25 protein-coding genes and 1 pseudogene are annotated in these 24,318 nt (G+C 64.1%); 23 read left to right on the forward strand and 3 right to left on the reverse strand.

Translation table 11 applies throughout. The annotated features are described in order from the left end of the window. Positions 1-51: 51 nt before the first annotated feature. Positions 52-483 carry a hypothetical protein gene (locus QSJ60_RS16485; RefSeq protein ID WP_285464591.1) on the reverse strand — a complete coding sequence of 144 codons (432 nt, stop codon included), beginning with the start codon at positions 481-483 and terminating at the stop codon, positions 52-54. A 387-nt stretch (positions 484-870) separates the two neighbouring features. Here QSJ60_RS16485 and QSJ60_RS16490 point away from each other — a divergent pair, with 387 nt between their 5' ends. From QSJ60_RS16490 to QSJ60_RS16550, 13 genes and pseudogenes are all read left to right on the forward strand, one after another. Further along, the gene (locus tag QSJ60_RS16490; protein WP_285464592.1) at positions 871-1,953 is read left to right on the forward strand and encodes an ArdC-like ssDNA-binding domain-containing protein; all 1,083 of its coding nucleotides are present in this window, start codon (positions 871-873) and stop codon (positions 1,951-1,953) included. Next, positions 1,953-2,876, forward strand: coding sequence for a bifunctional DNA primase/polymerase (locus QSJ60_RS16495; protein WP_285464593.1), 924 nt, complete (start codon positions 1,953-1,955; stop codon positions 2,874-2,876). Before QSJ60_RS16490 ends, QSJ60_RS16495 begins: the two co-directional genes overlap by 1 nt. Beyond that, on the forward strand, positions 2,873-3,478 hold the full coding sequence (locus QSJ60_RS16500) for a DUF2637 domain-containing protein (protein WP_285464595.1): 606 nt from the start codon (positions 2,873-2,875) through the stop codon (positions 3,476-3,478). The genes QSJ60_RS16495 and QSJ60_RS16500 overlap by 4 nt, the downstream gene beginning before the upstream one ends. Continuing rightward, complete coding sequence (locus QSJ60_RS16505; protein WP_285464597.1) at positions 3,475-3,846, forward strand: hypothetical protein; 372 nt, start codon at positions 3,475-3,477, stop codon at positions 3,844-3,846. Before QSJ60_RS16500 ends, QSJ60_RS16505 begins: the two co-directional genes overlap by 4 nt. 96 nt (positions 3,847-3,942) lie before the next feature. Further along, complete coding sequence (locus QSJ60_RS16510; protein WP_285464622.1) at positions 3,943-4,797, forward strand: hypothetical protein; 855 nt, start codon at positions 3,943-3,945, stop codon at positions 4,795-4,797. Next, entirely contained in the window at positions 4,794-5,810 is a 1,017-nt protein-coding gene (locus QSJ60_RS16515; protein WP_285464623.1) for a ParB N-terminal domain-containing protein, read from the forward strand. The genes QSJ60_RS16510 and QSJ60_RS16515 overlap by 4 nt, the downstream gene beginning before the upstream one ends. A gap of 30 nt (positions 5,811-5,840) precedes the next feature. Further along, the gene (locus QSJ60_RS16520) at positions 5,841-6,521 is read left to right on the forward strand and encodes a hypothetical protein (protein ID WP_285464625.1); all 681 of its coding nucleotides are present in this window, start codon (positions 5,841-5,843) and stop codon (positions 6,519-6,521) included. 12 nt (positions 6,522-6,533) lie between these two features. Then, a pseudogene (locus QSJ60_RS16525) lies at positions 6,534-7,700 on the forward strand (M23 family metallopeptidase); the annotation flags it as partial. 23 nt (positions 7,701-7,723) lie between these two features. Further along, the gene (locus QSJ60_RS16530; RefSeq protein ID WP_285464626.1) at positions 7,724-7,990 is read left to right on the forward strand and encodes a DUF6112 family protein; all 267 of its coding nucleotides are present in this window, start codon (positions 7,724-7,726) and stop codon (positions 7,988-7,990) included. Between the two features lie 165 nt (positions 7,991-8,155). After that, entirely contained in the window at positions 8,156-8,515 is a 360-nt protein-coding gene (cmtR, locus tag QSJ60_RS16535) for a Cd(II)/Pb(II)-sensing metalloregulatory transcriptional regulator CmtR (RefSeq protein WP_025102589.1), read from the forward strand. Beyond that, on the forward strand, positions 8,512-10,416 hold the full coding sequence (locus QSJ60_RS16540; RefSeq protein ID WP_285464630.1) for a heavy metal translocating P-type ATPase: 1,905 nt from the start codon (positions 8,512-8,514) through the stop codon (positions 10,414-10,416). The genes cmtR and QSJ60_RS16540 overlap by 4 nt, the downstream gene beginning before the upstream one ends. Before the next feature lie 47 nt (positions 10,417-10,463). Next, a complete protein-coding gene (locus QSJ60_RS16545) occupies positions 10,464-10,979 on the forward strand; it encodes a signal peptidase II (protein ID WP_036292217.1) in 516 nt (171 codons plus the stop codon). 76 nt (positions 10,980-11,055) lie between these two features. Next, on the forward strand, positions 11,056-11,658 hold the full coding sequence (locus QSJ60_RS16550; RefSeq protein WP_285464634.1) for a cadmium resistance transporter: 603 nt from the start codon (positions 11,056-11,058) through the stop codon (positions 11,656-11,658). A gap of 222 nt (positions 11,659-11,880) precedes the next feature. Here QSJ60_RS16550 and merA read toward each other — a convergent pair whose 3' ends face one another. Further along, entirely contained in the window at positions 11,881-13,257 is a 1,377-nt protein-coding gene (gene merA, locus QSJ60_RS16555) for a mercury(II) reductase (protein ID WP_285464636.1), read from the reverse strand. 100 nt (positions 13,258-13,357) lie between these two features. On the opposite strand from merA, the gene QSJ60_RS16560 reads away from it, so the two are divergent. From QSJ60_RS16560 to QSJ60_RS16575, 4 genes are all read left to right on the forward strand, one after another. Then, complete coding sequence (locus QSJ60_RS16560; protein ID WP_026937354.1) at positions 13,358-13,747, forward strand: heavy metal-responsive transcriptional regulator; 390 nt, start codon at positions 13,358-13,360, stop codon at positions 13,745-13,747. A 185-nt stretch (positions 13,748-13,932) separates the two neighbouring features. Beyond that, positions 13,933-14,244, forward strand: coding sequence for a DUF6112 family protein (locus QSJ60_RS16565; protein WP_026937353.1), 312 nt, complete (start codon positions 13,933-13,935; stop codon positions 14,242-14,244). A 34-nt stretch (positions 14,245-14,278) separates the two neighbouring features. Beyond that, on the forward strand, positions 14,279-15,670 hold the full coding sequence (locus QSJ60_RS16570; RefSeq protein ID WP_285464644.1) for a TrbL/VirB6 family protein: 1,392 nt from the start codon (positions 14,279-14,281) through the stop codon (positions 15,668-15,670). A 6-nt stretch (positions 15,671-15,676) separates the two neighbouring features. Then, a complete protein-coding gene (locus QSJ60_RS16575; RefSeq protein WP_285464646.1) occupies positions 15,677-17,143 on the forward strand; it encodes an SCO6880 family protein in 1,467 nt (488 codons plus the stop codon). 9 nt (positions 17,144-17,152) lie between these two features. On the opposite strand, the gene QSJ60_RS16580 is transcribed toward QSJ60_RS16575, so the two are convergent. Next, the gene (locus QSJ60_RS16580) at positions 17,153-18,406 is read right to left on the reverse strand and encodes a hypothetical protein (protein WP_285464648.1); all 1,254 of its coding nucleotides are present in this window, start codon (positions 18,404-18,406) and stop codon (positions 17,153-17,155) included. 104 nt (positions 18,407-18,510) lie between these two features. On the opposite strand from QSJ60_RS16580, the gene QSJ60_RS16585 reads away from it, so the two are divergent. From QSJ60_RS16585 to QSJ60_RS16610, 6 genes are all read left to right on the forward strand, one after another. After that, a complete protein-coding gene (locus tag QSJ60_RS16585; RefSeq protein ID WP_285464650.1) occupies positions 18,511-19,284 on the forward strand; it encodes a hypothetical protein in 774 nt (257 codons plus the stop codon). Then, positions 19,281-20,774: a putative type IV secretion/conjugal transfer ATPase gene (locus QSJ60_RS16590; RefSeq protein ID WP_285464652.1), complete on the forward strand. Its 1,494-nt coding sequence runs from the start codon at positions 19,281-19,283 to the stop codon at positions 20,772-20,774. The genes QSJ60_RS16585 and QSJ60_RS16590 overlap by 4 nt, the downstream gene beginning before the upstream one ends. 103 nt (positions 20,775-20,877) lie before the next feature. Beyond that, complete coding sequence (trxB, locus tag QSJ60_RS16595; RefSeq protein ID WP_285464657.1) at positions 20,878-21,855, forward strand: thioredoxin-disulfide reductase; 978 nt, start codon at positions 20,878-20,880, stop codon at positions 21,853-21,855. Next, entirely contained in the window at positions 21,852-22,175 is a 324-nt protein-coding gene (gene trxA, locus QSJ60_RS16600; RefSeq protein ID WP_026937347.1) for a thioredoxin, read from the forward strand. The genes trxB and trxA overlap by 4 nt, the downstream gene beginning before the upstream one ends. Before the next feature lie 41 nt (positions 22,176-22,216). Next, positions 22,217-23,311, forward strand: coding sequence for an ACR3 family arsenite efflux transporter (gene arsB, locus QSJ60_RS16605; protein ID WP_502871409.1), 1,095 nt, complete (start codon positions 22,217-22,219; stop codon positions 23,309-23,311). A gap of 20 nt (positions 23,312-23,331) precedes the next feature. Continuing rightward, positions 23,332-24,300, forward strand: a complete 969-nt coding sequence (locus QSJ60_RS16610) for a metalloregulator ArsR/SmtB family transcription factor (RefSeq protein ID WP_245575489.1) — start codon at positions 23,332-23,334, stop codon at positions 24,298-24,300. The last annotated feature ends 18 nt before the right edge of the window (positions 24,301-24,318 follow it).

A 24,318-nucleotide genomic window follows, 5' to 3' on the forward strand; every position in this document is an offset into this window, starting at 1 on the left:
CCTCCTTCGAGGGCACTTCGCGGCATCGACTCGGCTACATGAGCGACGCCGCTATTGCTGGCCTGTATGCGTCATTTCCTCATCCAAGAACTTGCTGATGGCTTGGAGTGCCTTCGGTGAGATATCTCCAAGAGTGCGCGCCGCGTAGGACTTCACCTTCGCCGCGCGCATCGAGCGCACGAGGTCGAGTTGGGCGCTGACCTTCTCGGGAACTACGGCGTCGTTCGCGCCGATCAAGAAGTCAGTGTCGACATCGAAGAACGCTGCAAGCCCGGCAAAGACGGCGGGGTCCTGAACGTACCGGTGCCCGTTGACCATGTAGGTCCAGCGCGACCTCGACAGGTTGGTCCCGCGATCCCGGAGAAACGCCGCAATCTGTGAGTAGGTCGGCTCGGTGCCGGTCTCGGCGATCGCAACATCGAGTAACAGCCGCAGGCGCTTCGCAAGATCCGCAGCCGCAGTAGTACTCTCGTCGTCGGTCATGCGCGCTGACCTCCTTCGCTCACGGTGAGAAGCATCCTCGGCGGGGTAATCCCGGCACGTTACGCATGCTCAATATAGCCGTTGAGCATGAACAAATCAAGGGTTGCGCATGCTCAACGATTGGTGTTAGAAACGAAGCCCCGCACGTTTTGAGCATGCTCAACGACCGGGAGCCTCTGGACCCTTCGATCGCTCCTAGGGAGGTGAACCATGCCCAGATCCTGGCTGCCCACGCATTGTCGCCCGCACTCGCGTCGCAACAAGTCGCTACGTCGTGCATCTGGAACACGCAGGCGCATCCGCAGAGTTTGTGGAGTCGCTCGCCCACCTCACCGGTGTATCGCCACGCACTCCTGCGACGTGGCGCGCCGGAGAGGAGAGCACCCGATGGTGTCGACAGATGAACGCCGAGCCACCCGCGAAGCGAAGCTCGATGAGCTGCACGAGAAGCTGACCGAAGCAGTTGACAAGCTGGTTTCCGGCGAGGATTGGACAGCTGCGCTCCAGTTCGCAGCCAGGTTCCGCAGCCGTTCGTTCAACAACACGTTACTGATCTGGATGCAGCACACCGCCGCGTTTGAGGCGGGGCTCGTGTCCGAGCCGATGCCGTCGTACGTGGCTGGGTACAAGCAATGGCAGCAGTTGGGCCGCCAGGTCGAGAAAGGTCAGCCTGGGTATCAGATCCTCGCCCCAGTGACCGGTCGATTCGCCTCGCCGACGCCTGCGGATCCGGCGTCGTGGCGGCGACTCAACCGATTCGAAATGCCTCGACCGAGCGAGGAAGTCCGCTCGAAGATGATCGGCGTCCGCCCCGCCTATGTGTGGGACGCGGCGCAGACTTCCGGCGACTCCCTTCCAACTCCACCTGCACCGACATTACTGAAGGGCGAAGCACCAGATGGCCTCTGGGCGGGACTCGCCGAGCGAATCGAGGCGGTAGGTTTTCAGCTCCTCAATGTAGAGCACGAGGGCCTGATCCACGGTGCGAACGGTGTCACCGACTACACGGAGAAGACCGTCAAAGTACGCGAGAACATGGATCCCGCCGCGCGAGTGAAGACTCTTGCTCACGAACTCGCCCATGTGCTTATGCACGGCCCTGATCAAGATGCCGCACGGCAGCACCGGGGTGTCGGCGAGGTGGAGGCCGAGTCAGTCGCGCTGATGATCGGCGCTGCACACGGCATGGACACCCGCGACTACACGATTCCGTACGTCACTTCGTGGGCTGCAAAGGTCGACGGGCAGGAGCCCGCGGAGATCGTGCGCGCGACCGGAGAACGAGTGCGCACCACCGCTATGAGAATCCTCGACCAGCTGGACACGCAGATGATCGGCGACGGCACTCCCCCTGGGCTCGATCGCACCGCCCGTCGTACCAGCTCCGCCCCCGCGAAGCGCACGGGCACCGCGCCAACAAGCGCGGCCATCTCTAGAGACGCTCCAGCGCCCGAATCACGGGGGCTGTGATGAGCGTGGCAGATTCATTCGTGCAGGCACTCGATCGAATGGGCCGCGAGGACTCACTCGGTCGAAGCGCACTCGTGTTGGCAGCGAACGGCATCCCGGTCTTCCCATGTGCCGCTGGCGAGAAGCACCCCGCTGTCGCGGGAGGATTTCACGCGGCGAGCGCCGAAGCGGACGTGGTGGGGCGCTGGTGGACCGCGATGCCCAACGCGAACATTGGGGTGCCGACGGGCGCAGCCTCGGGGCTCGTCGTGGTCGATGTCGACGTTCATGGCGATGTCGACGGATACGCGGCGCTGGAGCGTGCGCGGCGCGAAGGGCTGGTGGATGGCTGGGTCGCAGCGCTGGAAACGCCGTCGGGCGGCCTGCACTTGTACTTCCCTGCGAGGGGCGATGCGCATCAGAGGTCGTGGCAGTCGGCGCGAGCGGGAATCGACTTCCGAGGCGACGGCGGCTACATCATCGTGCCGCCTTCATCGCGGGCCAATGCGGGTGAAGCGCGCCACTACAAGACGCTGCAGCTCGCTCGCGGAACCGACAGCCGGTTGGACTCCCGACGCCTTCGTGATTTCTTGGATCCTCCGCGGCGTTCCGCGGGCCCGCGCGGTGCAGCGTCTGCGATGGCGTCCGCTGATCTCACGCGGTTGACGAGTTGGGTATCCCGTCTCCAAGAGGGCGAGCGGAACCATGGTGTCTTCTGGGCGGCCTGCAAAATGGCGGAGCAAGACGTTCCCACAGGCGCGGCGCTCGACGCTCTCACGGCCGCGGGTGCGTCAGCTGGGCTCAGCGAGCGCGAAGTGACGACGACCGTCCGCTCGGCCTATCGATCCGTGCATGGCCCGTCGCCTCAACGCTTACCCGCGGACGCACCAATGACGCCGCCCCACCGACCGCGACCGGTCACGGATTCACGGGCTCTGGCATGAGGACCATTCGGGCGCGCCGATCGGCGATCATCACCGCCGTCGCGGGCACGGTCTTCATCGCTGCGGGAGCGTTTTGGCTGTCGTTTACCTCCCTGGCGGATCTCGCTGCCCGCTCGGGCATCGGCGCGGGTCAAGCATGGGCCTGGCCACTCATTGTCGACGGCGTCATCGTCGTTTCGACCGTTGCCGTCGTCGCCCTCGCCGGGTCACGCTCGGCCTGGTATCCATGGACGCTGCTTGCGGGAGCCGCAGCCGTCTCGGTGACCGCAAACTCGATCCACGCCGTGGTCGCCGCCGATGCCGACGTTCCAAGCGTGCTTGCCGCGGCGGTCGCTGCCGTTCCACCGGTCGTGCTGTTGGCAATCACGCACCTGACGGTGCTGTTCATGCGTACGCCCGAGGCCGCCGAGGAGCACTCCGATGACGCGCTCCTCTCGCCCCAGGAACAGGCGACCGCCTTGCGTGAAGAAGGGTGGTCGAACAAGCGCATCGCCCGCGAGCTGGACGTGCATCCGTCGACCGTCGGTCGCTGGTTCGCGAGCACACCTACCGAGCATGAGCGGGCGCTTTCGACACCCGACGAAACAGAGGACACAACATGAACGAGAACACGGCCGACGTCGGCAACCACCCCATCGATGCGCAAACCGTCGACGTCACGACGAGGCACGAAGCGGTCGAGTTGACGAGGCTCCGCAATCAGCGCAGGGGCGCGATGCGTGATCCTGCGACATACCGAGGGCGCGGTGTCGAATGGGTGCGCCCGACAGATCTGGTGGCGCGAAGCAGCGCCCGCGTGGCTGGTGCGGGGATCAACTTCCAGTCCGAGCTGCATCGGCGCACGCGCGCAGCGGCACAGGACGGCACCCGACGCATCGCCGAACGTGCACGTCGCCTCCCTCCGCTGTCAGCGTTTGGGCGCGGTGCCACTCGAACGGATGCGGGCCGCAGTTCGATCGGCGCCGCCTGATCGTGAAGAGCGGACATCGTCATGGGCACCTCATCCGCATCCAACCTCCCCAGCGGGGAGCGGGTGCGCACCTGCGTAGCAGGAGGTGCTCTTGTCATGACCACTCACTATTCCCCATCGCACCCTCGCGAGGACTTCACCACGAGCGAAGGGTTGCGCACCCTGCTGCACCGGTTGCACCAGTCGGGAGCCCGCGCCTGGAAACACGACCGCGTAGCCGCTGAACTCGCCGCGTTTGCTGCCGAGAAGTATGGGGCGCTCGCTCGCAAACACGGGCTCGACCCGTGGGAGGCCGCGTCCGCAGCCTTCGACGTGATGCGAACTCGTTCGGCGCGCGAGGCTGACGACCCCTGGGCAGTCGTCACTCGCGGCGTTCAGATCACGTGCATCGCCGAAGAGCGCGGGCAGGGGCTGCTGTGCGCCACGCACCAAGCTCGACGCCCGCACGTCTCCGCATTCCATGACCCAGAACGATTCGCCGACCGCGAGAATCCACTGGCCGATTACCATCCCGCGTTCCATGTGGTCGACAACTACCTCGAAACTGAGGTTGACGACGTCGACAAGAATGACGAGGTAGGCACCGCCAAACAGGCGATCGAGGTCTCAATCGCGTTGTTCGCGACGTTGGGTTGGCCGGAGAGCACGACGCGCTCCGCGATCGAGCACGTGTGTGGCGCGATCGCACGGGCAGGGTCTCGGCAAAGCGCCTACGAAGTGCTGCGCCGCGACAAGCATGCTCGTGCGCTCCTCGATCTTCCCGGCGATGCGTGGTCGGCCCTGCTGCATGCATTGCTCGGACATCCCAACCCCGCGTATCGCGCGACGAGCACCGGCCGCGGCATCCTCCTTCGCATCCTTGTTGGCGAGACTCTTCCTGACCTGCTGCTCGATGACGACCTCGTGTCGATCATCGTGACGTCCGCACCCAGACACGGGAGCGGACGATGAGCACGCACGACGGGCACATTGAGCTGGAGCGAGCTGTCGACTCAATCCACGTTGGCCATCGTCACCGCAGGGATCTCGGGGAACTCGACCTCCTCGCCGCGTCGATCGAACGGGACGGGCTGCTGCAACCAATCACTGTGACGCCGGAGGGCAATCTCGTGTGTGGTGCCCGTCGGCTGGCCGCGATCAAGCGACTGGGGTGGATGCACGTCAAAGTCTGGGTGCGCTCGGGCATCTCGGGCGAGCTTGCACACCTGCTTGCTGAGCAAGACGACAACGCGCTGCACAAGTCGCTCACCCAACTGGAAAACGCCGCCCTATACCGCGAGATCAAAACGTTGATGGCTGAGGATGCCGCCCGTCGCCAAGAAGCATCACGATTTAGCACCGAGAACCAGCCGGGAAATGACGGTGCCGCAAAATTTGCGGCACCGTCAGATTCTGTCGGAGACGCGCGCGAGCAGGCCGCCGCCATGATCCCGGAGGGCGCCTCTCACACGACCCTGGAGAAGATCAACTACCTGCAGCAGATAGCGAACGACGAGAGTCAGCCCGACTCCGTACGAGAAGGCATCGCGGCCGAGCTGGAACTCATCGGCTCAGGCGCTCCCGTGCACCCGAGCTTCCAGCGCGCTCGACAGCTCGTGACTGCGGCACAACCCGATGGTGACGTTGTGGATGTGGCGAAGCTGGCTGAGGAAGCACTTGCGCGCATCAAGAACGCTCCGAAGCCCAAACGGCGACCTTCACCGACCGCGCTGACCTCGCGCGTCGACGGCGACGAGCCGTGGCCGATTCGCGCATTCGTTGTCACGTGGACGGAACTCGACGGCTGGTGGCGGCACTTCGACGTCGACGAACTGGCTCGCCAACTGAGTGACGCCGAGATCGAGATGTTCCTGCACGTTGTTGAAGCCACCGCTCAGGTCGCTGAGCGACTCCGTGCCGCGCGGGACATCGATAGTGCGGACGCCGAGTCGGCGACCCAGGTGGGGAACCTTCGCGCCCTCTGAGCCGAGACTGATGCGGCGCACCTGTCCCGCATGAAGCTTCCTACCGCTCCCCGCGCACGCCGCACTCTGATCGCCCTCATCGCGGCGCTGTCTCTGGCGATCCTTGTCGCTGGAATCGGCATCTACGGACTCGTCATTGGATCCGAGCAACCCACCGAGTCAACTGATCCTCCATTGTCGAGTGCTGCTCCGAGCGCAGAACCTTCTCGTGAGCCGACCTCACCACCTCGGATCCCGTCGATCCCACAGACCACCGACGCCGAGGCGTTCGCACGCAGCGTCGCCGCGGCACTGTTCACCTGGGACACCGGCAGTGGGTTCCTGCCGCTCGACTACACCGCCGTCATCCTCGACGCCGCCGACCCGACCGGCTTCGAACAGTCGGGACTCGCCGCCGACATCGCCACTTACCTGCCCACGCCGAGCGCGTGGGCGCAGCTGCGACCGTACGCAACGACGCAGCGGTTGGAGATCATCTCAGTGTTCGTGCCGAATGCCTGGGCTGAGGCGCTCTCGCAGGCGCGCCCAGGGCAGCTGCCCGACGGTGCCGTCGCTTACACGATCGAGGGCATCCGCCATCGATCCGGCGTGTGGAACGGCGACCCGATCACCGCAGAGCATCCGGTCGCGTTCACGATCTTCATCGCGTGCCCAGCCGACGACCCTTGCTACGTCCTGCGGCTCTCGCAATTGAACAATCCGCTGCGTTAGGACGACTGGCTCATGATGAAGAAGCTCGCGATCGCAGTGGTCGCCTTGATGTTGCTCGCACCGACCCTCGGACTCGTCACCGTCGGACTGGTGGTGAATCCTGCTATCACCTCATGTCTTGCCTCGTCGGGACTCACCGTCGGAAACGTGCCGGACTCTCTCGTGGTCACGACCGCAAACGGCGAGACGTTCACCCTGAACAAACAACAGCTCACGCACGCGGCAACGATCATCACCGTTGGATCGAGCATCGACGGCATCACGAGGGACGCCGTCCAGATCGCGCTGATGGCAACGCTGACCGAGTCAATGCTTCGACAGCTTGCGAACACCGGCGCCTACCCCGAGTCCGGCAACTATCCGAACGATGGGAATGGCTCCGATCACGACTCACTCGGCCTGTTCCAGATGCGACCGCAATCGGGCTGGGGCTCGGTCGCAGAGCTGATGGATCCCGAGTACCAAGCCAAAGCATTCTTCGGCGGCCCGACGGGCCCCAACTACCCGTCACCCCGGGGCCTCCTTGACATCCCGGGCTGGCAGAGCATGGGTAAGGGGGAAGTCGCGCAAGCAGTCGAAGTGTCGGCATACCCCGACCGATACAACAACTACGAGCCCGTCGCCGAGACGATCCTCACGACACTCACGCGTGGCGCATCGGCAGCGACGGCGACGGCGACGACCACTGCATCGTCTGTCGTCGACGTGGCGGAGGCCTCGCGCGTCGTGTTCCCCTTGCCGGAGGGAACCTGGGTGCACACCAGTGATTTCGGTCCACGAACCGATCCCCTCACTGGCGAGAGCGCCTTCCACAGCGGAACGGACTTCGCCGCGCCTGATGGGACGCCGATCCTCGCCGCGGCTGACGGTGTCGTGACGGTTGCCGAGTTCTCTGGCGGATACGGCGGCCTCATCGTGATCGAGCACCTCCTCGGTGGTGTGACGGTTGCGACGGCCTATGCGCACATGTGGCAGCACGGCATCCACGTCACCGTCGGTGAGCGCGTCATCGCGGGGCAACACATCGGCGATGTGGGGTCATCCGGGCGCTCAACGGGCCCACATTTGCACTTCGAGGTTCGACCAGGTGGAACGAACGGCGAAGCAGTGGATGCCGCGAAATGGCTCAATGATCACAACGCCGCAGATCTCCCCGAAGCTACGGCAGGAGCCGGATGTTCCGCGCTTGGAGGCGGTCTCCGATGAACGTGTTTCCTGACTTCGGCAGCCTCAGCGGCATCGGTGACCTCAGAGTTGTGATCGGTGCGATGGTCACCGTCATCCTGATCGTCGCGGTGCTCATGATCACCATCAGCGCGATCACCTGGGCCATCGCCACGTCAACGGGCAACCCTGCGGTCGCCGCGAAGGCGCGCGCGGGGGTCTTTGTCGCACTCGGAGCCGCGATCCTCGCCGGTGGCGGCGTCACCTGGGTGAACTGGCTCATCAACGTCGGCGGACAGCTGTAGCAGTGCTGCTGGCCTTGGCCATGGCATGGTGCTGTCGCGATCTTTTCGCTCTGACCGTTTGCGTTTGAGTTGTTGATGCGAAGTCCATCAAGACGTTTTGGCAGCCGAGACCAGCGTCAAGTTACCGGGTACGCTGAAGTACATCAGATGATGTATAGTCATTGGATGCTGACTCTTACGGATCGAATCGACGTGATGAACCGGCTCGGTCGGGCGATGGCCGACCCGACCCGCTCTCGCATCCTCCTGACCCTCCTGGCTGGCCCGAGCTACCCGGCGGTGCTGTCTCGCGATTTGGGGCTTTCACGCTCGAACGTGTCAAACCACCTGACGTGTCTGCGCGGGTGCGGGATCGTGGTGGCCGAGCCCGAGGGTCGGCAGACCCGCTACGAGGTCGCAGACCCGCACCTCGCCCGCGCGCTGACGGCGCTGGTGGACGTGACGCTTGCGGTCGACGAGAGCGTGCCGTGCATGGACCCCGACTGCGGAGTCGAGGGCTGCGTGGCGGGGGAGGCTCGGGCGTGAGCGCCGTCACGGGTTCGCAGGTCGAGCACGTCGACCTCGACGACGATGATGACGATGATCGGCCGTGGTATCGGAGCCCCAGCGTTCTGATCCCGATCGCTTCGGGTGTCGCGTTCGCCGCCGGTCTGGTGTGCGAGTGGACCGGCGCCGAGACCGCGGGTCTGGTGCTGTTTTGGATTGGCTTGCTGCTGGGCGCGTCCACGTTTGTACCGGGTGCGCTGCGCAAGCTGTTCACGAAGGGCAAGCTCGGCATCGGGCTGCTGATGACGATCAGCGCCACCGGTGCGGTGATCCTCGGCTACGTCGAGGAGGCCGCCGCGCTGGCGTTCTTGTACTCCATCGCGGAGGCGCTGGAAGACAAGGCGATGGACCGTGCCCGCGCCGGGTTGCGGGCACTGTTGAAGCTCGTGCCCGACACCGCACTCGTCAAACGCGGCGACGCCACGGCCGAGGTCGAGGCGAAGGAGCTGCGCGTCGGGGATTTCCTCGTGGTCCGGCCGGGCGAACGGATCGCCACCGACGGCACCGTGCGCGCCGGGCGGAGCAGCCTGGACACGTCCGCGATCACGGGCGAGTCGATCCCGGTCGAGGTCGAACCGGGCACCGACGTGTCGGCCGGGTCGATCAACACCACCGGCGTTCTCGAGGTCGAGGCTACCGCCGCAGGCACCGACAACTCGCTCACCACCATCGTGGAGCTGGTCGAACAGGCGCAGGCTGAGAAGGGCGACCGTGCCCGCCTGGCCGACCGGATCGCCCGACCGCTGGTGCCCGGCGTGATGATCCTCGCCGTGCTAGTCGGCGTGCTCGGGTCGCTGCTGACCGGCGACTGGGAGCTGTGGATCACCCGCGCCCTGGTGGTGCTGGTCGCCGCGTCGCCGTGCGCGTTGGCGATCGCCGTCCCGGTGACTGTAGTCTCCGCGATCGGCGCTGCTTCGAAGTTCGGGGTGGTCGTGAAGTCCGGGGCTGCGTTCGAACGGTTCGGCGGCATACGTCACCTTGCCGTCGACAAGACTGGCACCCTGACCCGCAACGAGCCCACCGTGACTCGCGTCGTGACCGCCGCGGGCGTGACCGAAGAAGACGCGCTAGCTTGGGCGGCGAGCCTGGAAGGCAACAGTACGCATCCGCTGGCCGCCGCAATCACGAATGCCGTATTCGATGCCCCGATCGCTGAAGGCGTCACCGAGACCGCCGGACATGGCATCACCGGCACCCTCGACGGTGCCCGTCTCGCCGTGGGGAGCCCCCGCTGGCTCGACGCGGGCACGCTGACCGACCAGGCGCAAGCGATGGAATCCGAGGGGATGACCGTCGTCATCGTCCACCGCAACGATCAGCCAGCCGGGGCGATCGGGGTGCGGGACGAGCTACGCCCCGAGGTTCCCGAGGTCATCGCCACGCTGAACCGCCGCGGGATCGGGGTGACGATGCTCACCGGCGATAACGCGCGGACCGCCGCTGCCTTGGCCGACCAGTCCGGCATCAAGGACGTGCGCGCCGAGCTGCGCCCCGAGGACAAGGCCACGGCCGTGGCGGAGTTGTCGAAGTCTCAGCCCACGGCCATGATCGGCGACGGCATCAACGATGCTCCCGCTCTCGCGGCCGCGGATGTTGGGATCGCGATGGGGGCCAAGGGCGCGGATGCCGCGATCGAGTCGGCCGACGTCGCATTTACCGGCCACGACCTGCGCCTCATCCCGCAGGCCCTTGCCCACGCCCGCCGCGGCCGCAACATCATCAACCAGAACGTCGTGCTGTCGATCGCGATCATCGTCGTCCTTCTGCCGTTGGCAATCACTGGAGTCCTCGGACTTGCCGCGGTGGTGCTCGTGCACGAGGTCGCGGAAGTCGTCGTCATCCTCAACGGGCTCCGTGCTGCGCGGCGCACGAAGGCATGACCGATCCCCTTGACGGCTCCGCTCCCTCCCCGGGATCAGCGGAAGCCGTGGAAGCGAGTTCTGCCCGCACGGTGGCGCGCGTCCGGTTCCGCTGGTTCCTGCTCGCGTGCGCCGTCGCCGCCGGCGCAGTGCTGATCGACCAAGGCAGCAAGGCACTCGCCCTCGCACAGCTCAGTGAGGATGACCGCATCCCGCTGTTGGGAGACTGGCTCGGCTTGCAGCTCGCCTTCAACCCCGGCACCGTCATGTCCTTAGGGTCCGATTCAACGTGGCTGCTCACCGTCATCGCGACCGCGGCATCCATCGCCCTACTCATCGCGGCCGCGCGCACTCGATCGGCCGGGTGGGCGGTCGCGATCGGCCTAGTGTGGGGCGGCGCAGTCGGCAACCTCCTGGACCGGCTGTTCGCCCCACCCGGGTTCGGCCGCGGTCACGTCACCGACTTCCTCGCTTACGGCAACCTGTTCATCGGAAACCTTGCCGACGTCATCCTCGGCGTCGGCGTCGCCCTCGGCCTCCTGCTCTACCTCCGAGGCCCACACCACACCAGGAACGAACAATGATGGTCGCAGAGCATCAACGGCACGCGGCTGCCGGAAGCGCTGGGTCGCCAGGCTACTGGAACGCGGCGGTGGGCGCATGATCCTGTCCTCCGTCCTGCAGGCGATCGGCCTATTCATCGCCACGAACATCGATGACATCATCGTGCTCTCACTGTTCTTCGCCCGAGGCGCGGGCCAGCGCGGGACCACCGCCCGAATCCTGGTCGGACAGTACCTCGGGTTCATCGGCATCCTGGGCGCCTCCGTGCTGGTGACGCTCGGGGCAGGGGCGTTCCTGCCGCCAGAGGTCATCCCCTACTTCGGACTCATTCCGCTGGGGCTGGGACTTTGGGCTGCGTGGCAAGCCTGGCGCAACCGCGGTGCGGACGATGACGATGAGGCAAAGGTCGAGGGTAAAAAGGTTGGGGTGTGGACGGTGGCCGGGGTGACCTTCGCCAACGGCGGGGACAACATCGGCGTTTACGTCCCGGTCTTCCTCAGCGTGGGCCCAGCGGCCGTGGTGGCGCACTGCATCGTGTTCCTCGCCCTGGTCGCCGCCCTCGTCGGCCTGGGTAAGTTCGTCGCCACCCGCCGACCGATCGCCGAACTCCTGGAACGCTGGGAACACATCCTGTTTCCGATCGTGCTCATCGGCCTGGGCATCTTCATCCTCGTGAGCGGCGGTGCCTTCGGCCTCTGACCTCGTAGCCGACTACGTACATGGCAGCGTGCTGTGATTGCTACCTGGCGGCTGAGTGTCCTGGTGTGCTCCGCGTGTCAGCGGCCCAGACGACGCGCTCGGCGCCGCTGCCTCAACTGAGCCCACGCTGACCGCGTAGGCATCGATCACGCGGTCGGTGCCGGTGCTGAAGGGGTCGCGGATACCACTTGGACCACCACATCGCTGAGCCCGGCTCTTGTGTCAGGCGCAGCAGGAGGTGGGGAGTTCGTTGCGGAAGAGGTTCGCTGTGAGGCGAATGCCTTCCGCCATGGTGAGGTACGGAGCCCACGTGTCGGCGAGTTGCGTGACGGTGAATCCGGCTTTGATCGCGTAGGTCGCGGCGAGCATCATCTCCCCAGCGGTGTCGGCGAGGGCGTGGACGCCGAGAACTTTGCCGGTGTCAGCATCGGCGACAATCTTGATGCCACCGCGGGTGTCATGGTTGGCGATCGCTCGGGGCACATCGGACAGTCGCAGGTAGCGGCAAGCGCACCGGTATCCGGCGGCGATGGCGTCTGCTTCGGTGATCCCGGCGGAAGCAAGCTGAGGCGAGGTGAACAGCACGGAGGGGAGCCCGGTGTAGTCAACATGCTCAGCGCTACCGAGTGCGTTCCGCGCAGCGATCTTTCCTGCCATCGCGGCGACGTACACGTACTGGGGTGCATCGGTGACGTCACCGGCGGCGAACACGGCCGGGTTGGTTGTCCGCTGCAGTTCGTCGACGATGACGAAACCGCGCGCGTCGGTCGCAATGCCCGCCGCGGCAAGGTCGAGTCTCTCGGTGCGCGGCGTGCGGCCGGTGGCTACGAGTACCCGTTCACCCACAGCCACAGTCCCCCGGGCCGTCGTCACGTGCGCCAAACCGTCGATACGTGCGATGCTCGCGGCACGGTCACCAATGACAGTAATTCCGTCATCCAGGAAGGCCTTGCGGAGTTCCGAGGAAAGTTCGGGTTCGGTGTGCGAGGCGTGCCGTCCGATGACGGTGACGTCGACCCCGAGCCGGGCGAAGAGTTGCGCTTGTTCCAGACCAACGAAACCCCCGCCGATCACGACCAGCGAATCGGGCAGCTCAGTCAGTTCCATCGCTGTGGTCGACGTCAGGTACTCAATTTGTTCGATACCGGGGACTGCCGGGATGAGTGGTTCTGCACCGGTAGCGATGAGATACGACTTGGCACGCACCGGTTGGCCATCTACGAGCAGCGTGGATGGACTGGCGAACGTGGCTGTGCCGGGAAGGATCTCGAATCCGTACGCGGTGGCGATGTCTGCGTACTTGGTTTGGCGGAGCATGCCGACCAGCTCGTCTTTTTGTTGCATGAGCGCGGCGAGGTCAACGTTGCCAGCAATCGTGGAGACGCTCGGGAACGGACTCGAGATCGCGGCGTGGCGTATGTGAGCGGCCGCGAGGAGCGTCTTCGAAGGCACACAGCCAACGTTCACGCAGGTACCGCCGAGGGTGCCGGACTCGATGGCGACGACGCTCGCACCCTCCAAGCGAGCGTGGATTGCTGCGGACATTGCCGCGCCGCCAGTGCCGATCACCGCAAGGTCGAACTCGCTGTGTTGTGTCATGGTACTTCCCCCTATCGAACCGGGCCGTACGTTCGACCACTCGTAATAGGATGAACCTTCAAGTACGGTTGAAGGTCAAGCTGACTCCGGAGGTGTCACGATGCGGATCGGGGAACTCGCCGAAAAGGCAAGGACTACTACGTCGACCCTCCGGTACTACGAAGAGCGCGGGCTACTGCCGCAGCCAGAACGAACCCCGACTGGGTACCGCAGCTATGGGGACGAGTCAATTCAGAGGCTTGAATTCATTGACCGGGCACGTGCCGCCGGGCTCACCCTGGCACAAACCGCAGAGATTCTGGATGTTCGTGACTCGGGCCATTCGCCCTGCGATCACGTGCGAGGCCTCCTTGACCGTCAGCTCGTAGACATCGACGCGCAGATCGAAAAGTTGCAGGCCTTGCGCTCCAACATCGTCGAGCTTCGCGCAAACGCCACGGCAACCGCATCCGAACCCTGCGCTCCAGAGTCCATCTGCCGCTACCTCTGAAGGACGTTCGCGACACATCGTCGCTGACGGCATGAGGTTGAGGTAGTACGACCGAGTGCCCGCGTTCGTGGCTCGGCGAGTGGACTTGGCGGATCGGGCTATGCCCCGCGGGAGATGATCTGCGCACCTGGCTCTCGACCCTGTTCCGTCACCGCCGCGGGCGGTGTTCACGCCAAGGAGCCACCGTGTTCGAACTCATCACGACCCTCACCGCAGTCCTGCCAATGAATATCGACGTGACTCCCAACGACTCGGGGTTGCCCGGAATCGGGCAGCTGCGCGTCATCGTCGGCGCCGTCATGACGATCGGGCTGATCCTGTCCGTGCTCGCACTGATCGTGTCGGCGATCGTGTGGGGATTCGGCGCGAACTCATCCAATCCCCACCTCGCCTCCCGCGGCAAGTTCGGCGTACTCGTCTCCTGTGGCGCCGCCATCATCTGCGGTGCCTCCGTAACGCTGATCAACTTCTTCTGGAACGTCGGGCAGCAGGTGTGAGCTTCGCGAATCCACCGACTTCGAGAGCAACGCCATGAGTGTCTGCGATATCCCCGTCATCTCCAGTGTGTGCGATGCGGTCGGTGAGGGCGCCGCAACGCTGGTGTCTGCCCCATTCGACTGGCTGGCTGCGACGATGGGGCAAGCCGCCGGATGGCTCATCGAATCCATGTGGACCGTCTTCGACAGCACCACCCTCGTCGACGTCCAGTCGCAGGGCTACCTCGACGTCTACAACCTGCTCTTCGGTATCGGTGTCTTCATCGTGCTGCTCTTCTTCTGCTTCCAACTCATTCTGGGACTGATCCGGCGCGAACCTGCTGCGCTCTCGCGCGCAGCGCTCGGTGCGGCCAAGGCTGTGCTCGGTTCGTTTGTCGTCATCACGCTGACGGCAACGGCGTTGGAGATCGTCGACCAGCTCTCCATCGGCATCGTCCAAGCTGCGGGAGAGACCACCGAGACAATGGGCGACAAGATCGCGCTGCTCACCGCGGGCCTCACCACAATCAACATTGCTGCGCCCGGCGTTGGAGCGATCATCACGATTTTCCTCGCCGGGCTCATGATCTGCGCGGTCGCGATCGTCTGGTTCTCACTCCTCATTCGCAAAGCTCTGCTGCTCGTGGCAATTGTGCTTGCGCCGATCGCCTTCGCCGGTGCTGCCTGGGACGTCACTCGCGGATGGATCGGCAAATGGGTGGCGTTCGTCGTCGCACTGATCGTGTCGAAGCTCGTGCAGGTCATCGTGTTCCTCATCGCCATCACCCAGGTCTCGACACCGATCGAAGCTGACCTCGCCTCCGTGACCGAACCGATCTCGGGCATTGTGCTGCTGTTCATCGCCGCGTTCGCGCCTTACATGGTCTACCGATTCATTTCGTTCCTGGGCTTCGACCTCTACCAGGCGATGGGAAGCGAGCAGGAAGTGAAGAACGCCGTCAACCGCCCCGTTCCTGTTCCATCGAAGCCGCAAGGAGACGGCGTGAAGAGAGTCCTGGATGGCGGCTCCGGCGATAGTTCCGGCGCAACTCCCGCATCGAGCGGTGCGCGAGGCACAACGACCCCATCTGGAGCCAGTACCAGTAGAGCCGCAGCAGGAGCCAAAGCGGGAACCGGCGCGAGCGGAAGTGCTGGAGCCAGTGCTGGAGCGGGCGCTGGTGCTGGAGCTGCCGCGGCGGTCGGGCCTGCAGCAGCCGTGATCATCGGAGCCGAAGTCGTCAAGGGAGCAGCGACCGCTGGGCCGAAGGTTGGGCAAGCGATCGGTGGCACCGCCGAAACAGCGATGACTGGCGCAGGTGAAATCGGGGCTGCCCCGGCTACGACGCCGACTGCAACAGAGGCTCCCTCTGTTCCGCAACCGCCAGCACCACGATCAGATCCCGCACCGCCTAGCACCCCGCGGCCCCGGCCAAACGGCAAGGAGTGACCGATCATGCCGAAGAATCACGACGCGCAACGCGCCGGTGACCTCGTCCCGGTGAAGTTCTCCCGGCTTACTCGCCGAGGTGTCCTACTCGGGCTGTCGCTGTCGCAACTGGTTGCTCTCGGTCTCGGGGTCGGCACGCTCGTATGGGCGTTCTACGCTGGTGGCGGCATTCTCATCGCATTCTCTGCACCCGTGTGGCTTGCCGCGGCGGCCGTGGTGTGGATCCGGATCGCTGGACGCGCGATCGTCGAATGGATCCCTGTGGTCTTCTGGTGGATGTGGAAGACAACGGGTGGGCAACTTCTCTACCGTCGACGAGTTGTGAAACCTCGCCCAGCGGGGACTCTTGCGCTTCCTGGCGATATGGCGCGGCTCCGCGAGTACGACGACCCCACCACGGGCGCAGGGATGGTGCATGATCCGACCGCTGAAACGCTGACGGCGATCGTCGCAGTCTCGCATCCCGCATTCGTGCTTCTCGACCCAGGCGAACAGGAACGTCGAGTCAGCTCGTGGGGCCGCGTGCTCGCAACCGTATGCCGATCAGGACGCATCTCGATGCTCCAGGTGCTGGAACGAACGCTGCCCGACTCTGGGACAGGGCTTGCCGAATGGTGGGCGTCGCATGGCAACGCCGACGCCTCCTGGGCCTCAACCACGTACGCTGAGCTGATCGACCGCGCCGGGCCCGCCGGAGAACGTCACGCGACCACGCTGTCTCTCTCCCTCGACATGCGCTCAGCATCACGCCAGATCCGCACTGCCGGTGGCGGCATCCGCGGCGCGGCGGCAGTGCTCCGTCAAGAGATGTCCACGCTCGTTGCCGCGTTGCGATCCGCTGACCTCTCACCATCGTCCTGGCTGACGTGCGGTGAGATCGCGGTGATCCTGCGATCGGCTTACGACCCTGCCGTCGCCGCAACGCTCGAACGGCACGGTGAACTTGGGCAGTCCCTCGCGACGGCCGGGCCGGTCGCCGTCAACGAGTCTTGGTCGAGGCTGCGCACCGACTCGGCATTCCACGCGGTGCTGTGGATCTCGGAATGGCCGCGGTCGATGGTCTACCCAGGCTTCCTCGCACCACTGCTCCTCTCGACGGGGATCCAACGATCATTCTCGCTTCTGTGCACCCCGATGCGCTCTGATCAGGCGGCGCGCGACATCCGCAAGAAGAAGACCGAGTACATCTCGGATGCTGCCCAGCGTCAGCGGATCGGTCAGATCGAGGATGCATCGCAGACGGCGGAATTTCACGATGTGCTCCAGCAAGAAGCTGACCTCACTGCCGGGCACGGTGTGCTCCGCTACACGGGGCTCGTCTCAGTCTCGGCGCGAACCGCAGATGACCTCGACGCCGCAGTCGCCGCCATCGAACAAGCTGCGATCCAGGCGTCTTGCGACACGCGTCTTCTCGTCGGTCAGCAGGCCCAGGCGTTCACCGCCGCAGCCCTGCCGCTATGCCGGAACGTGTAATGGGAGCGTTCACGCCTCTCCGTCCGACAGCCCCTTGGAGTCGTCGCCCTTGAGTACCGCGGCAACTACAACCGCACCTACAGTGAGTCCGGCCACAGCAACTTTGGGTCCCGCATCTGCGGCCGCATTTTGCCATTGCTTCGGGTCGCGAACCGCATCCCGCCACCTAGTACGAGTTAGCTCGCGTCGCTGGGGCTCAATCCCGAGAGGGGCATAAAACTCATCAATTGAGTCACCAACTGTGTTGATTGAGTTAATTACTGCAGCCGCGGCTCTCACGTGCAATAGGACGTTCCCCTGAGCTACGCCTCCGGCTTCATGCATCCGTAGCAGCAAATGGCGTGATTTGTCGACGATCTTGTCGCGGCGATCGCTAAGGTCGTGTTGTATCCCAAGACGGTGGCCTTCAAGAGCCGATGGGGCAGTTTCAAGGACATGTTCGAGTTCAATTACTGCGTAATCGTCTTGGAGCTGAAAGCACCGCGATAGTACTGCCAGCCATACGGCAACTTCCCGTTCGATTTCTTTCAGAGCCTTGCTGAGTCCACCAACTGTGGCTTTTGCATCAACCTTGTCAGCGAGCGCTTCAAGCGCTCGCAGTGCGTCAGTCTGAACTTGCGCAAGTGTTCCAGCCTCGGGAAGCAATTTGGCCCATACAGTCTCCCGATCGCCGCCATGTTCCCGGACCCTCTGCGCGCTTTCAATTTGAAGAGCGACCCGGTCCATTCGGGCCAGTACCTCATCACGTTGCCTGCGGCGAACGTCATCGAGCTTCTCGTCAATGCGTACTAGAAGCGCCTTTAGTTCGCGTGCTTCTTGTTGCCGGGCAACTTGCATCATGATCCCCGCCGCGCCGGACAGCAAGGCAGGGTTCGTCAGGAAGGAGAACGAGTTATCCTCAATCTGGAGCCACTTAGCGATTGAACCGGGGTCACCGAGCATTGCATGGCTTATCCCCGGGGATTTAGTGGGCATGAGCCCGAACTCTTTCACGTTCTGAGCCGATTCCTTCGTGAGCTTCAGGTATCGCCCTGATTCGGCCGCAATCCGTGACACCGCTTCGGTCAATTGAGAACCGGTCTCCACTAGTGCACCAAGCTTGTTCAGACCGAACGGTTCTGAACTAGCCCACAGTCCGCGCCGCTTAAGGAATCGCTCCACAGCTCCGGGGTCTCCGAGAAGAGCGATCCCGACACCATCGCCGTAAACGACAACTCCATCTTCTTCGCTCGCCTGGTTGCTCAGATCAAGTTCGTCGCTCATCAGTGTCCTCCTGCTCTCCTCTACACAAATCGTAGTCGGCTCGATTTCCCCGGGACGGTTCGCATACCTCTCTTGTGTCCGATCTTCAGCGCAGGGAGTCCGCCATGCCAACGTTCTACGATCCCGGCGCCGATGCCGGTGAAGCATCCGAGGCGCTGCGCGGGCTCGCGCATGCGTCACGCAACTTCGAGAACCCCCAGGATCTCTACGGTGTGCTCGGCGACCTGCTGTCGGGAGTCCGTTCGCTGAGGCAGGTGCTCGATCAGCTCGCTACTGCCCACATAAGCAATCGTGCCCGTGCGTTCGACGATCACGGCGACCATGCCGTTGGATCAGCGGACGCGGTCGCTGCCGCCGATGAGTTGCACCAGGCGGCAACATGCATCGACCAAGCCGAGGATCGACTGAACGCCGCAGCATCTGCAGCGAGTCGTGTCGCCTGGTACGACGCGCCCGCGACAGAAAACACCCCGGCAACTCGGTGGCTCAACGTCGTCTTCATCCATGGTGAAGAAGCCGACGAGGTGCTCGACATGATCGACACCGACGGCCCTACCGCCGGACTCGACCACCTGAAGAGCTGGGATTACGGAGACGAGACCACGAGCGCGGCGATGGAGAACGGGTATGTCTACGACGAGCCGCCCAGCGGACCGTTGGAGCACGAGCTGCGCGAGGGTGACTACCACCTCACCTACAGTCACAGCTTCGACCACGTCGCCCTTTATCGACTCCACACCATCGAAGCCGAAGACGGACTTCCGAACGATTCGCGCGGCCTTGGTGCACGCCGAGCGGCGCCGCGTCAGCAGCGAGCATCTTGGTTCGAGCCTGCGAACATCACGGCACTCAAGCAACAGCGAGGACTGGGTCTATGAACCGGGATGAAGCCGAGCGACTCCATACGGCGGTCCTCGTTGCTCCGGCGTCTGAGAAGCGTCGAGTGCGCAAGCAACGTCAAAAGGCGGCAGCAAACCTACAGATCGAGCAGCAGCACTCGGAACGCGAAGAAACCCGCGCGAAGTATCTGGCCGAGTTGGCTGAGCGTCGGGGCACATCGTATCTCCCCGCCGCCGGGGAGCAGGGCCCCACTCAGCTGCGTTCACCAGGCAGGTTCCGCTTGCCCCGACATCAGGACACCTCTGCCACCCTCGCAGGGGCGTACCCATTCCTCGCGGAGGGCGGCCTCGGATCCGACGGCGTCTTCGTAGGCCAAGATCTGTACTCCGGCGGCTCCTTCGTCTACGACCCGTGGGTGCTCTACGCCCGCGGTATTATTACCGCCCCGAACCTCGTGCTCGCGGGCATCGTAGGCTCCGGGAAGTCCAGTCTTGCAAAGAGCCTCTACACACGGTCCCTCCCATTCGGGCGCCGCGTCTACGTGCCAGGTGACCCGAAGGGCGAGCACACGGCCGTCGCCGAAGCCGTCGGCGGACGGGCAATCGCGCTCGGGCACGGACTCGCCACACGACTCAACCCGCTCGACGAAGGCTACCGCCCCTCAGGCATGAGCGACGAGAGCTGGGCGTCCACCGTCGCGTCTCGGCGCCGCGACCTGATCGGCGCACTCGCTGAGACCGTTCTTACTCGACCCCTCACCCCGCTGGAACACACAGCCATCGACACCGCACTGACCGAGGTCGTGCGCAGCAACGATGTACCAATCTTGCCAATGGTCGTCGAACGCATCCTCGCCCCTGCTCAGGACGCCGACCCCGAGGGGAGACTCGCCGAAGACGGGAGGCTGGTCGGGCATGCACTCCGAAGGCTTGTGGCTGGAGACCTCGCCGGGCTCTTCGACGGCCCGTCAACGGTGACCTTCGATCCGACGTTGCCCATGATCTCACTCGACCTTTCACGCGTGACCGAGAACTCCACGCTGATCTCGGTACTCATGACCTGCTCCTCAGCGTGGATGGAGTCCGCCCTGCTCGATCCCAACGGCGGCCAACGCTGGTGCATCTACGACGAAGCCTGGCGACTCATGTCCCACCCAGCATTGCTGCGAAGGATGGATGCCCATTGGCGACTCGCACGTCACTACGGGATCGCGAACATGCTGATCTTCCATAAGCTGACCGACCTGGAAAACGTCGGTGACGAAGGTTCCGCCATGCGCGCGCTCGCCAACAGTTTGTTGGCCAACGCCGAGACGCGGATCATCTACCGGCAGGAATCCGACCAACTCGGTGTCACTGCCGGAGCACTCGGGCTCACCGGTACGGAACAGAAGCTACTGCCCGGTCTCGGCATTGGCCAGGGCCTCTGGCGCATCAAGGATCGCTCGTTCGTCTGCCAGCACCAACTGCATCCTGACGAGCTGGAACTCTTCGACACCACGGGCCGCATGGTTTCGAATCGCCACTGATTCGCAAGCCATAACCCAAGAGCGAGCGCACCCCAACATGAACAGTTGATGACGGGGGCCAACCAGACTTGATAGTCATTTCGATTTCTATCAATATAGAAGTATGTCGAATCAAGAAGTTGAGTTGGTCATCGTCGGTTCTGGGCCTGCCGGATACACAGCCGCTGTGTACGCGGCGCGCGCCGGTCTGGAGCCGGTGGTGATTGCGGGAGCGGTGACCGCGGGCGGCGCACTGATGACGACCACCGAGGTAGAGAACTTTCCCGGCTTCCTGGATGGTGTTCAAGGCCCCGACCTGATGAAGAGGATGCGAGCACAGGCCGAACGCTTCGGCGCCAGCATCGTGTATGACGACGCGACCAACCTGAAACTCACAGGTGACGTGAAGACCATCGAGACGGGGAATGGCGTGACCTATCGCGCCCGCGCGGTGATCCTTGCGATGGGTTCGGCGTATCGCAAGCTTGGGCTCCCCGAAGAAGAGCGCCTGTCTGGGCACGGCGTGTCATGGTGTGCAACCTGTGATGGGTTCTTCTTCCGCGAGCAGAAGATCGCCGTGATCGGCGGTGGCGACTCGGCCATGGAAGAGGCGTTATTCTTGACTCGGTTTGCATCACAGGTGATCTTGGTTCATCGGCGCGGTGAGTTTCGCGCATCGAAGATCATGGCGCAACGTGTACTTTCTGACCCGAAGATCGAGGTCGCTTGGAACAGTGAAGTGATGCAGATCCTTGGCGAGGATCAAGTCACCGGGCTTCGGCTACGCGATACCGTGACTGGCGCCGAACGGGATCTCGATGTCTCCGGGGTGTTTGTCGCGATTGGGCATGACCCTCGATCCGAACTTGTGAACGACCAAATCGCGACAGACGACGATGGGTATGTTCTTGTGGACCACCCTTCGACGCGCACGAACCTTCCCGGCGTGTTCGCCGCGGGCGACCTTGTGGATCACACCTACCGGCAAGCGATTACTGCTGCAGGGACCGGGTGCGCAGCCGCCCAGGATGCGCAGCACTATCTCGCTCAGCTGGCACCAGACGGCGCCGCCGACGCACGGGTTCTGGCGGTCTCCGCATGAGCATCACCCATGTCACCGATGCCACCTTCCACGCTGAAGTCATCGAATCCGAGTTACCAGTGCTCGTGGATATCTGGGCAGCATGGTGCGGCCCATGTAAGGCGATTGCGCCGATCCTCGACACGCTCGCGGAAGAGTATGCGGGCCGGGTGAAAGTTGTGAAGGTTGATGCCGACGCCAACCCGGAAACGGTGACTGCTGCGGGAGTGACGTCGATACCCACCATCGGATTCTACCGCGCAGGCGAACGTGTAGATGTGCTGATCGGCGCGCATCCGAAGCCCGTGATCGCGGCAAAGATTGAAGACGTGATCGCATGAGGACGACGACCACCCCTGCATCCCTCATCACACCGAAGCGGATGTCGACGCTCGACAAGTGGCTACCACTGTGGATCGGGCTCTCCATGGTCGCTGGCCTGCTGCTGGGCCGATTCGTGCCAGCGTTATCTGGGCTACTGGCGCGCCTGGAAGTTGGCGGCATCTCGGTTCCCATCGCACTCGGGCTGCTCGTGATGATGTACCCGGTGCTCGCGAAAGTCCGGTACGACAAGGTTGCCGCGGTCACCGGCGACAAGAAGTTGCTGGTCTCCTCGCTGCTGCTGAACTGGTTGGTCGGCCCGGCAGTCATGTTCGCGCTCGCCTGGGTTTTCTTACCAGGCCTCCCCGAATACCGCACGGGCCTCATCATCGTGGGCCTCGCACGCTGTATCGCGATGGTGGTGATATGGAACGATCTCGCCTGCGGTGACCGCGAGGCGGCCGCGGTACTCGTCGCGATCAACTCCGTGTTTCAGGTGGTCATGTTCTCGGTGCTCGGTTGGTTCTACCTGACCGTGCTACCTGGGTGGCTCGGTCTCGACACACAAGGGCTTGAGGTGTCGCTGTGGCAGATCGCGTTGAACGTGCTTGTGTTCCTCGGCGTGCCACTCATGGCCGGGTTCGCCTCTCGCTGGATCGGTGAGAAGCGCCGCGGCCGCGTCTGGTATGAACAGAAGTTTCTCCCAGTCATTGGGCCCTGGGCGCTCTACGGGCTGCTGTTCACGATCGTGCTGCTCTTCGCGTTGCAGGGTGAGGCTATCGCCGAGAACCCGTTCGATGTTGCCCGGATTGCGTTGCCGCTGTTCATCTACTTTCTGGTGATGTGGTTCGCAGGAATCCTCCTCGGGAAGGGCCTCGGGCTCGGATACGCGCGATCCACGACGTTGGCGTTTACTGCGGCAGGCAACAATTTCGAACTCGCGATCGCGGTTGCGATCGGCACGTTCGGCGCTGCGTCAGGTCAAGCCCTCGCAGGAGTGGTCGGGCCCCTCATCGAGGTGCCCGTGCTCGTCGGGCTGGTCTATGTTTCGCTGTGGGTGGCACGTGCCTGGTTCCATACCGACCCGTTCAACTCCGTCGCAGTTCCAGTGACGGAAGCCGCAACCGACCCGGCAATTGAGACGAGGACATCATGACAGACACCTGCACTCCGTCCATGGCGCATGCGATCGGCGAGAGCGCAGCGACCACCGTCGCGAGCACTTTGAAGGCCCTCGCTGACCCGTTCCGACTGCGCGTGCTGTCGGCCATTGCGACCGACCCGCGCGGTGAATCGTGTGTGTGCGACCTTGCAGAACTCGCCGACGTCTCCCAGCCCACTGTCTCCCATCACCTGAAAGTGCTCAAGGACACCGGACTGTTGGCCTCCGAGCGGCGAGGTACCTGGGTCTGGTACCGCATCGCACCCGAGAAGCAGCACGCGGTCAGCTCCCTGCTTGACGCGTTCGCCCCCGCAGCGCTGGCGAACCAAACTAGCGAGACGAGCGATGCGGCCCTCGCGAAGGCCGACGCACTGGTCGAAATGGATGCCCGGGTGACACGTCTCGCCGAGGAACTCGCAGACGAACACGCGGACCAAAGCCGCGACCTCGTGATTGCGATGGTGAGGGAGTCGTTTGCGGGTCTTGCCCGCGCCGCCCGTGTCCCCCAGCACCTGATTCCCCTGACAGAGCGGTTCGCTCGGCAACGCCTGACAGACCTCGCCCGTGAACGGAAAACCGGCGTGCCGCAGGTGCTGTTCGTGTGCGTCCAGAACGCGGGCCGTTCGCAACTAGCAGCCGCACTCGTGAACCAACTCTCCGATGGCCGGGTCGTCGCCCGCTCAGCCGGATCCGCACCCGCGGCCGACGTGCACCCGCACGTGCGCTCTCTCCTCACCGAGATCGAAGGCGGCCAGCGCACCGACGCCGCATTCCCGAAGCCCCTCACCGACGATGCGGTGCGCGCCGCCGATGTCGTCGTGACGATGGGGTGCGGGGATGTGTGCCCGATCATCCCCGGGGTGCGCTACGAGGACTGGGCCGTGGGCGACCCGGCCCTCGCCTCACCCGAGGGTGTTGCCGCGATTCGCGACGACATCGCCGGGCGCGTGCGCACCCTCATCGACTCCCTCACCAACGACTGAAACGGAAAGCTTCCATAC

This window comes from Agromyces sp. NBRC 114283 (genome assembly GCF_030268405.1).
GTDB lineage: Bacteria > Actinomycetota > Actinomycetes > Actinomycetales > Microbacteriaceae > Agromyces > Agromyces mediolanus.

What these genes read in the sequence shown, in the direction of transcription:
- merA (WP_285464636.1), bottom strand. Translation starts at nt 13,257, where the DNA reads ATGACACAACACAGCGAGTTCGACCTTGCGGTGATCGGCACTGGCGGC.
- QSJ60_RS16515 (WP_285464623.1), top strand. Translation starts at nt 4,794, where the DNA reads ATGAGCACGCACGACGGGCACATTGAGCTGGAGCGAGCTGTCGACTCA.
- QSJ60_RS16530 (WP_285464626.1), top strand. Translation starts at nt 7,724, where the DNA reads ATGAACGTGTTTCCTGACTTCGGCAGCCTCAGCGGCATCGGTGACCTC.
- cmtR (WP_025102589.1), top strand. Translation starts at nt 8,156, where the DNA reads ATGCTGACTCTTACGGATCGAATCGACGTGATGAACCGGCTCGGTCGG.
- QSJ60_RS16500 (WP_285464595.1), top strand. Translation starts at nt 2,873, where the DNA reads ATGAGGACCATTCGGGCGCGCCGATCGGCGATCATCACCGCCGTCGCG.
- QSJ60_RS16560 (WP_026937354.1), top strand. Translation starts at nt 13,358, where the DNA reads ATGCGGATCGGGGAACTCGCCGAAAAGGCAAGGACTACTACGTCGACC.
- QSJ60_RS16485 (WP_285464591.1), bottom strand. Translation starts at nt 483, where the DNA reads ATGACCGACGACGAGAGTACTACTGCGGCTGCGGATCTTGCGAAGCGC.
- QSJ60_RS16580 (WP_285464648.1), bottom strand. Translation starts at nt 18,406, where the DNA reads ATGAGCGACGAACTTGATCTGAGCAACCAGGCGAGCGAAGAAGATGGA.
- QSJ60_RS16610 (WP_245575489.1), top strand. Translation starts at nt 23,332, where the DNA reads ATGGCGCATGCGATCGGCGAGAGCGCAGCGACCACCGTCGCGAGCACT.
- QSJ60_RS16575 (WP_285464646.1), top strand. Translation starts at nt 15,677, where the DNA reads ATGCCGAAGAATCACGACGCGCAACGCGCCGGTGACCTCGTCCCGGTG.
- QSJ60_RS16510 (WP_285464622.1), top strand. Translation starts at nt 3,943, where the DNA reads ATGACCACTCACTATTCCCCATCGCACCCTCGCGAGGACTTCACCACG.
- QSJ60_RS16570 (WP_285464644.1), top strand. Translation starts at nt 14,279, where the DNA reads ATGAGTGTCTGCGATATCCCCGTCATCTCCAGTGTGTGCGATGCGGTC.
- QSJ60_RS16550 (WP_285464634.1), top strand. Translation starts at nt 11,056, where the DNA reads ATGATCCTGTCCTCCGTCCTGCAGGCGATCGGCCTATTCATCGCCACG.
- arsB (WP_502871409.1), top strand. Translation starts at nt 22,217, where the DNA reads ATGTCGACGCTCGACAAGTGGCTACCACTGTGGATCGGGCTCTCCATG.
- QSJ60_RS16490 (WP_285464592.1), top strand. Translation starts at nt 871, where the DNA reads ATGGTGTCGACAGATGAACGCCGAGCCACCCGCGAAGCGAAGCTCGAT.
- trxA (WP_026937347.1), top strand. Translation starts at nt 21,852, where the DNA reads ATGAGCATCACCCATGTCACCGATGCCACCTTCCACGCTGAAGTCATC.
- QSJ60_RS16590 (WP_285464652.1), top strand. Translation starts at nt 19,281, where the DNA reads ATGAACCGGGATGAAGCCGAGCGACTCCATACGGCGGTCCTCGTTGCT.
- QSJ60_RS16520 (WP_285464625.1), top strand. Translation starts at nt 5,841, where the DNA reads ATGAAGCTTCCTACCGCTCCCCGCGCACGCCGCACTCTGATCGCCCTC.
- QSJ60_RS16495 (WP_285464593.1), top strand. Translation starts at nt 1,953, where the DNA reads ATGAGCGTGGCAGATTCATTCGTGCAGGCACTCGATCGAATGGGCCGC.
- trxB (WP_285464657.1), top strand. Translation starts at nt 20,878, where the DNA reads ATGTCGAATCAAGAAGTTGAGTTGGTCATCGTCGGTTCTGGGCCTGCC.
- QSJ60_RS16505 (WP_285464597.1), top strand. Translation starts at nt 3,475, where the DNA reads ATGAACGAGAACACGGCCGACGTCGGCAACCACCCCATCGATGCGCAA.
- QSJ60_RS16585 (WP_285464650.1), top strand. Translation starts at nt 18,511, where the DNA reads ATGCCAACGTTCTACGATCCCGGCGCCGATGCCGGTGAAGCATCCGAG.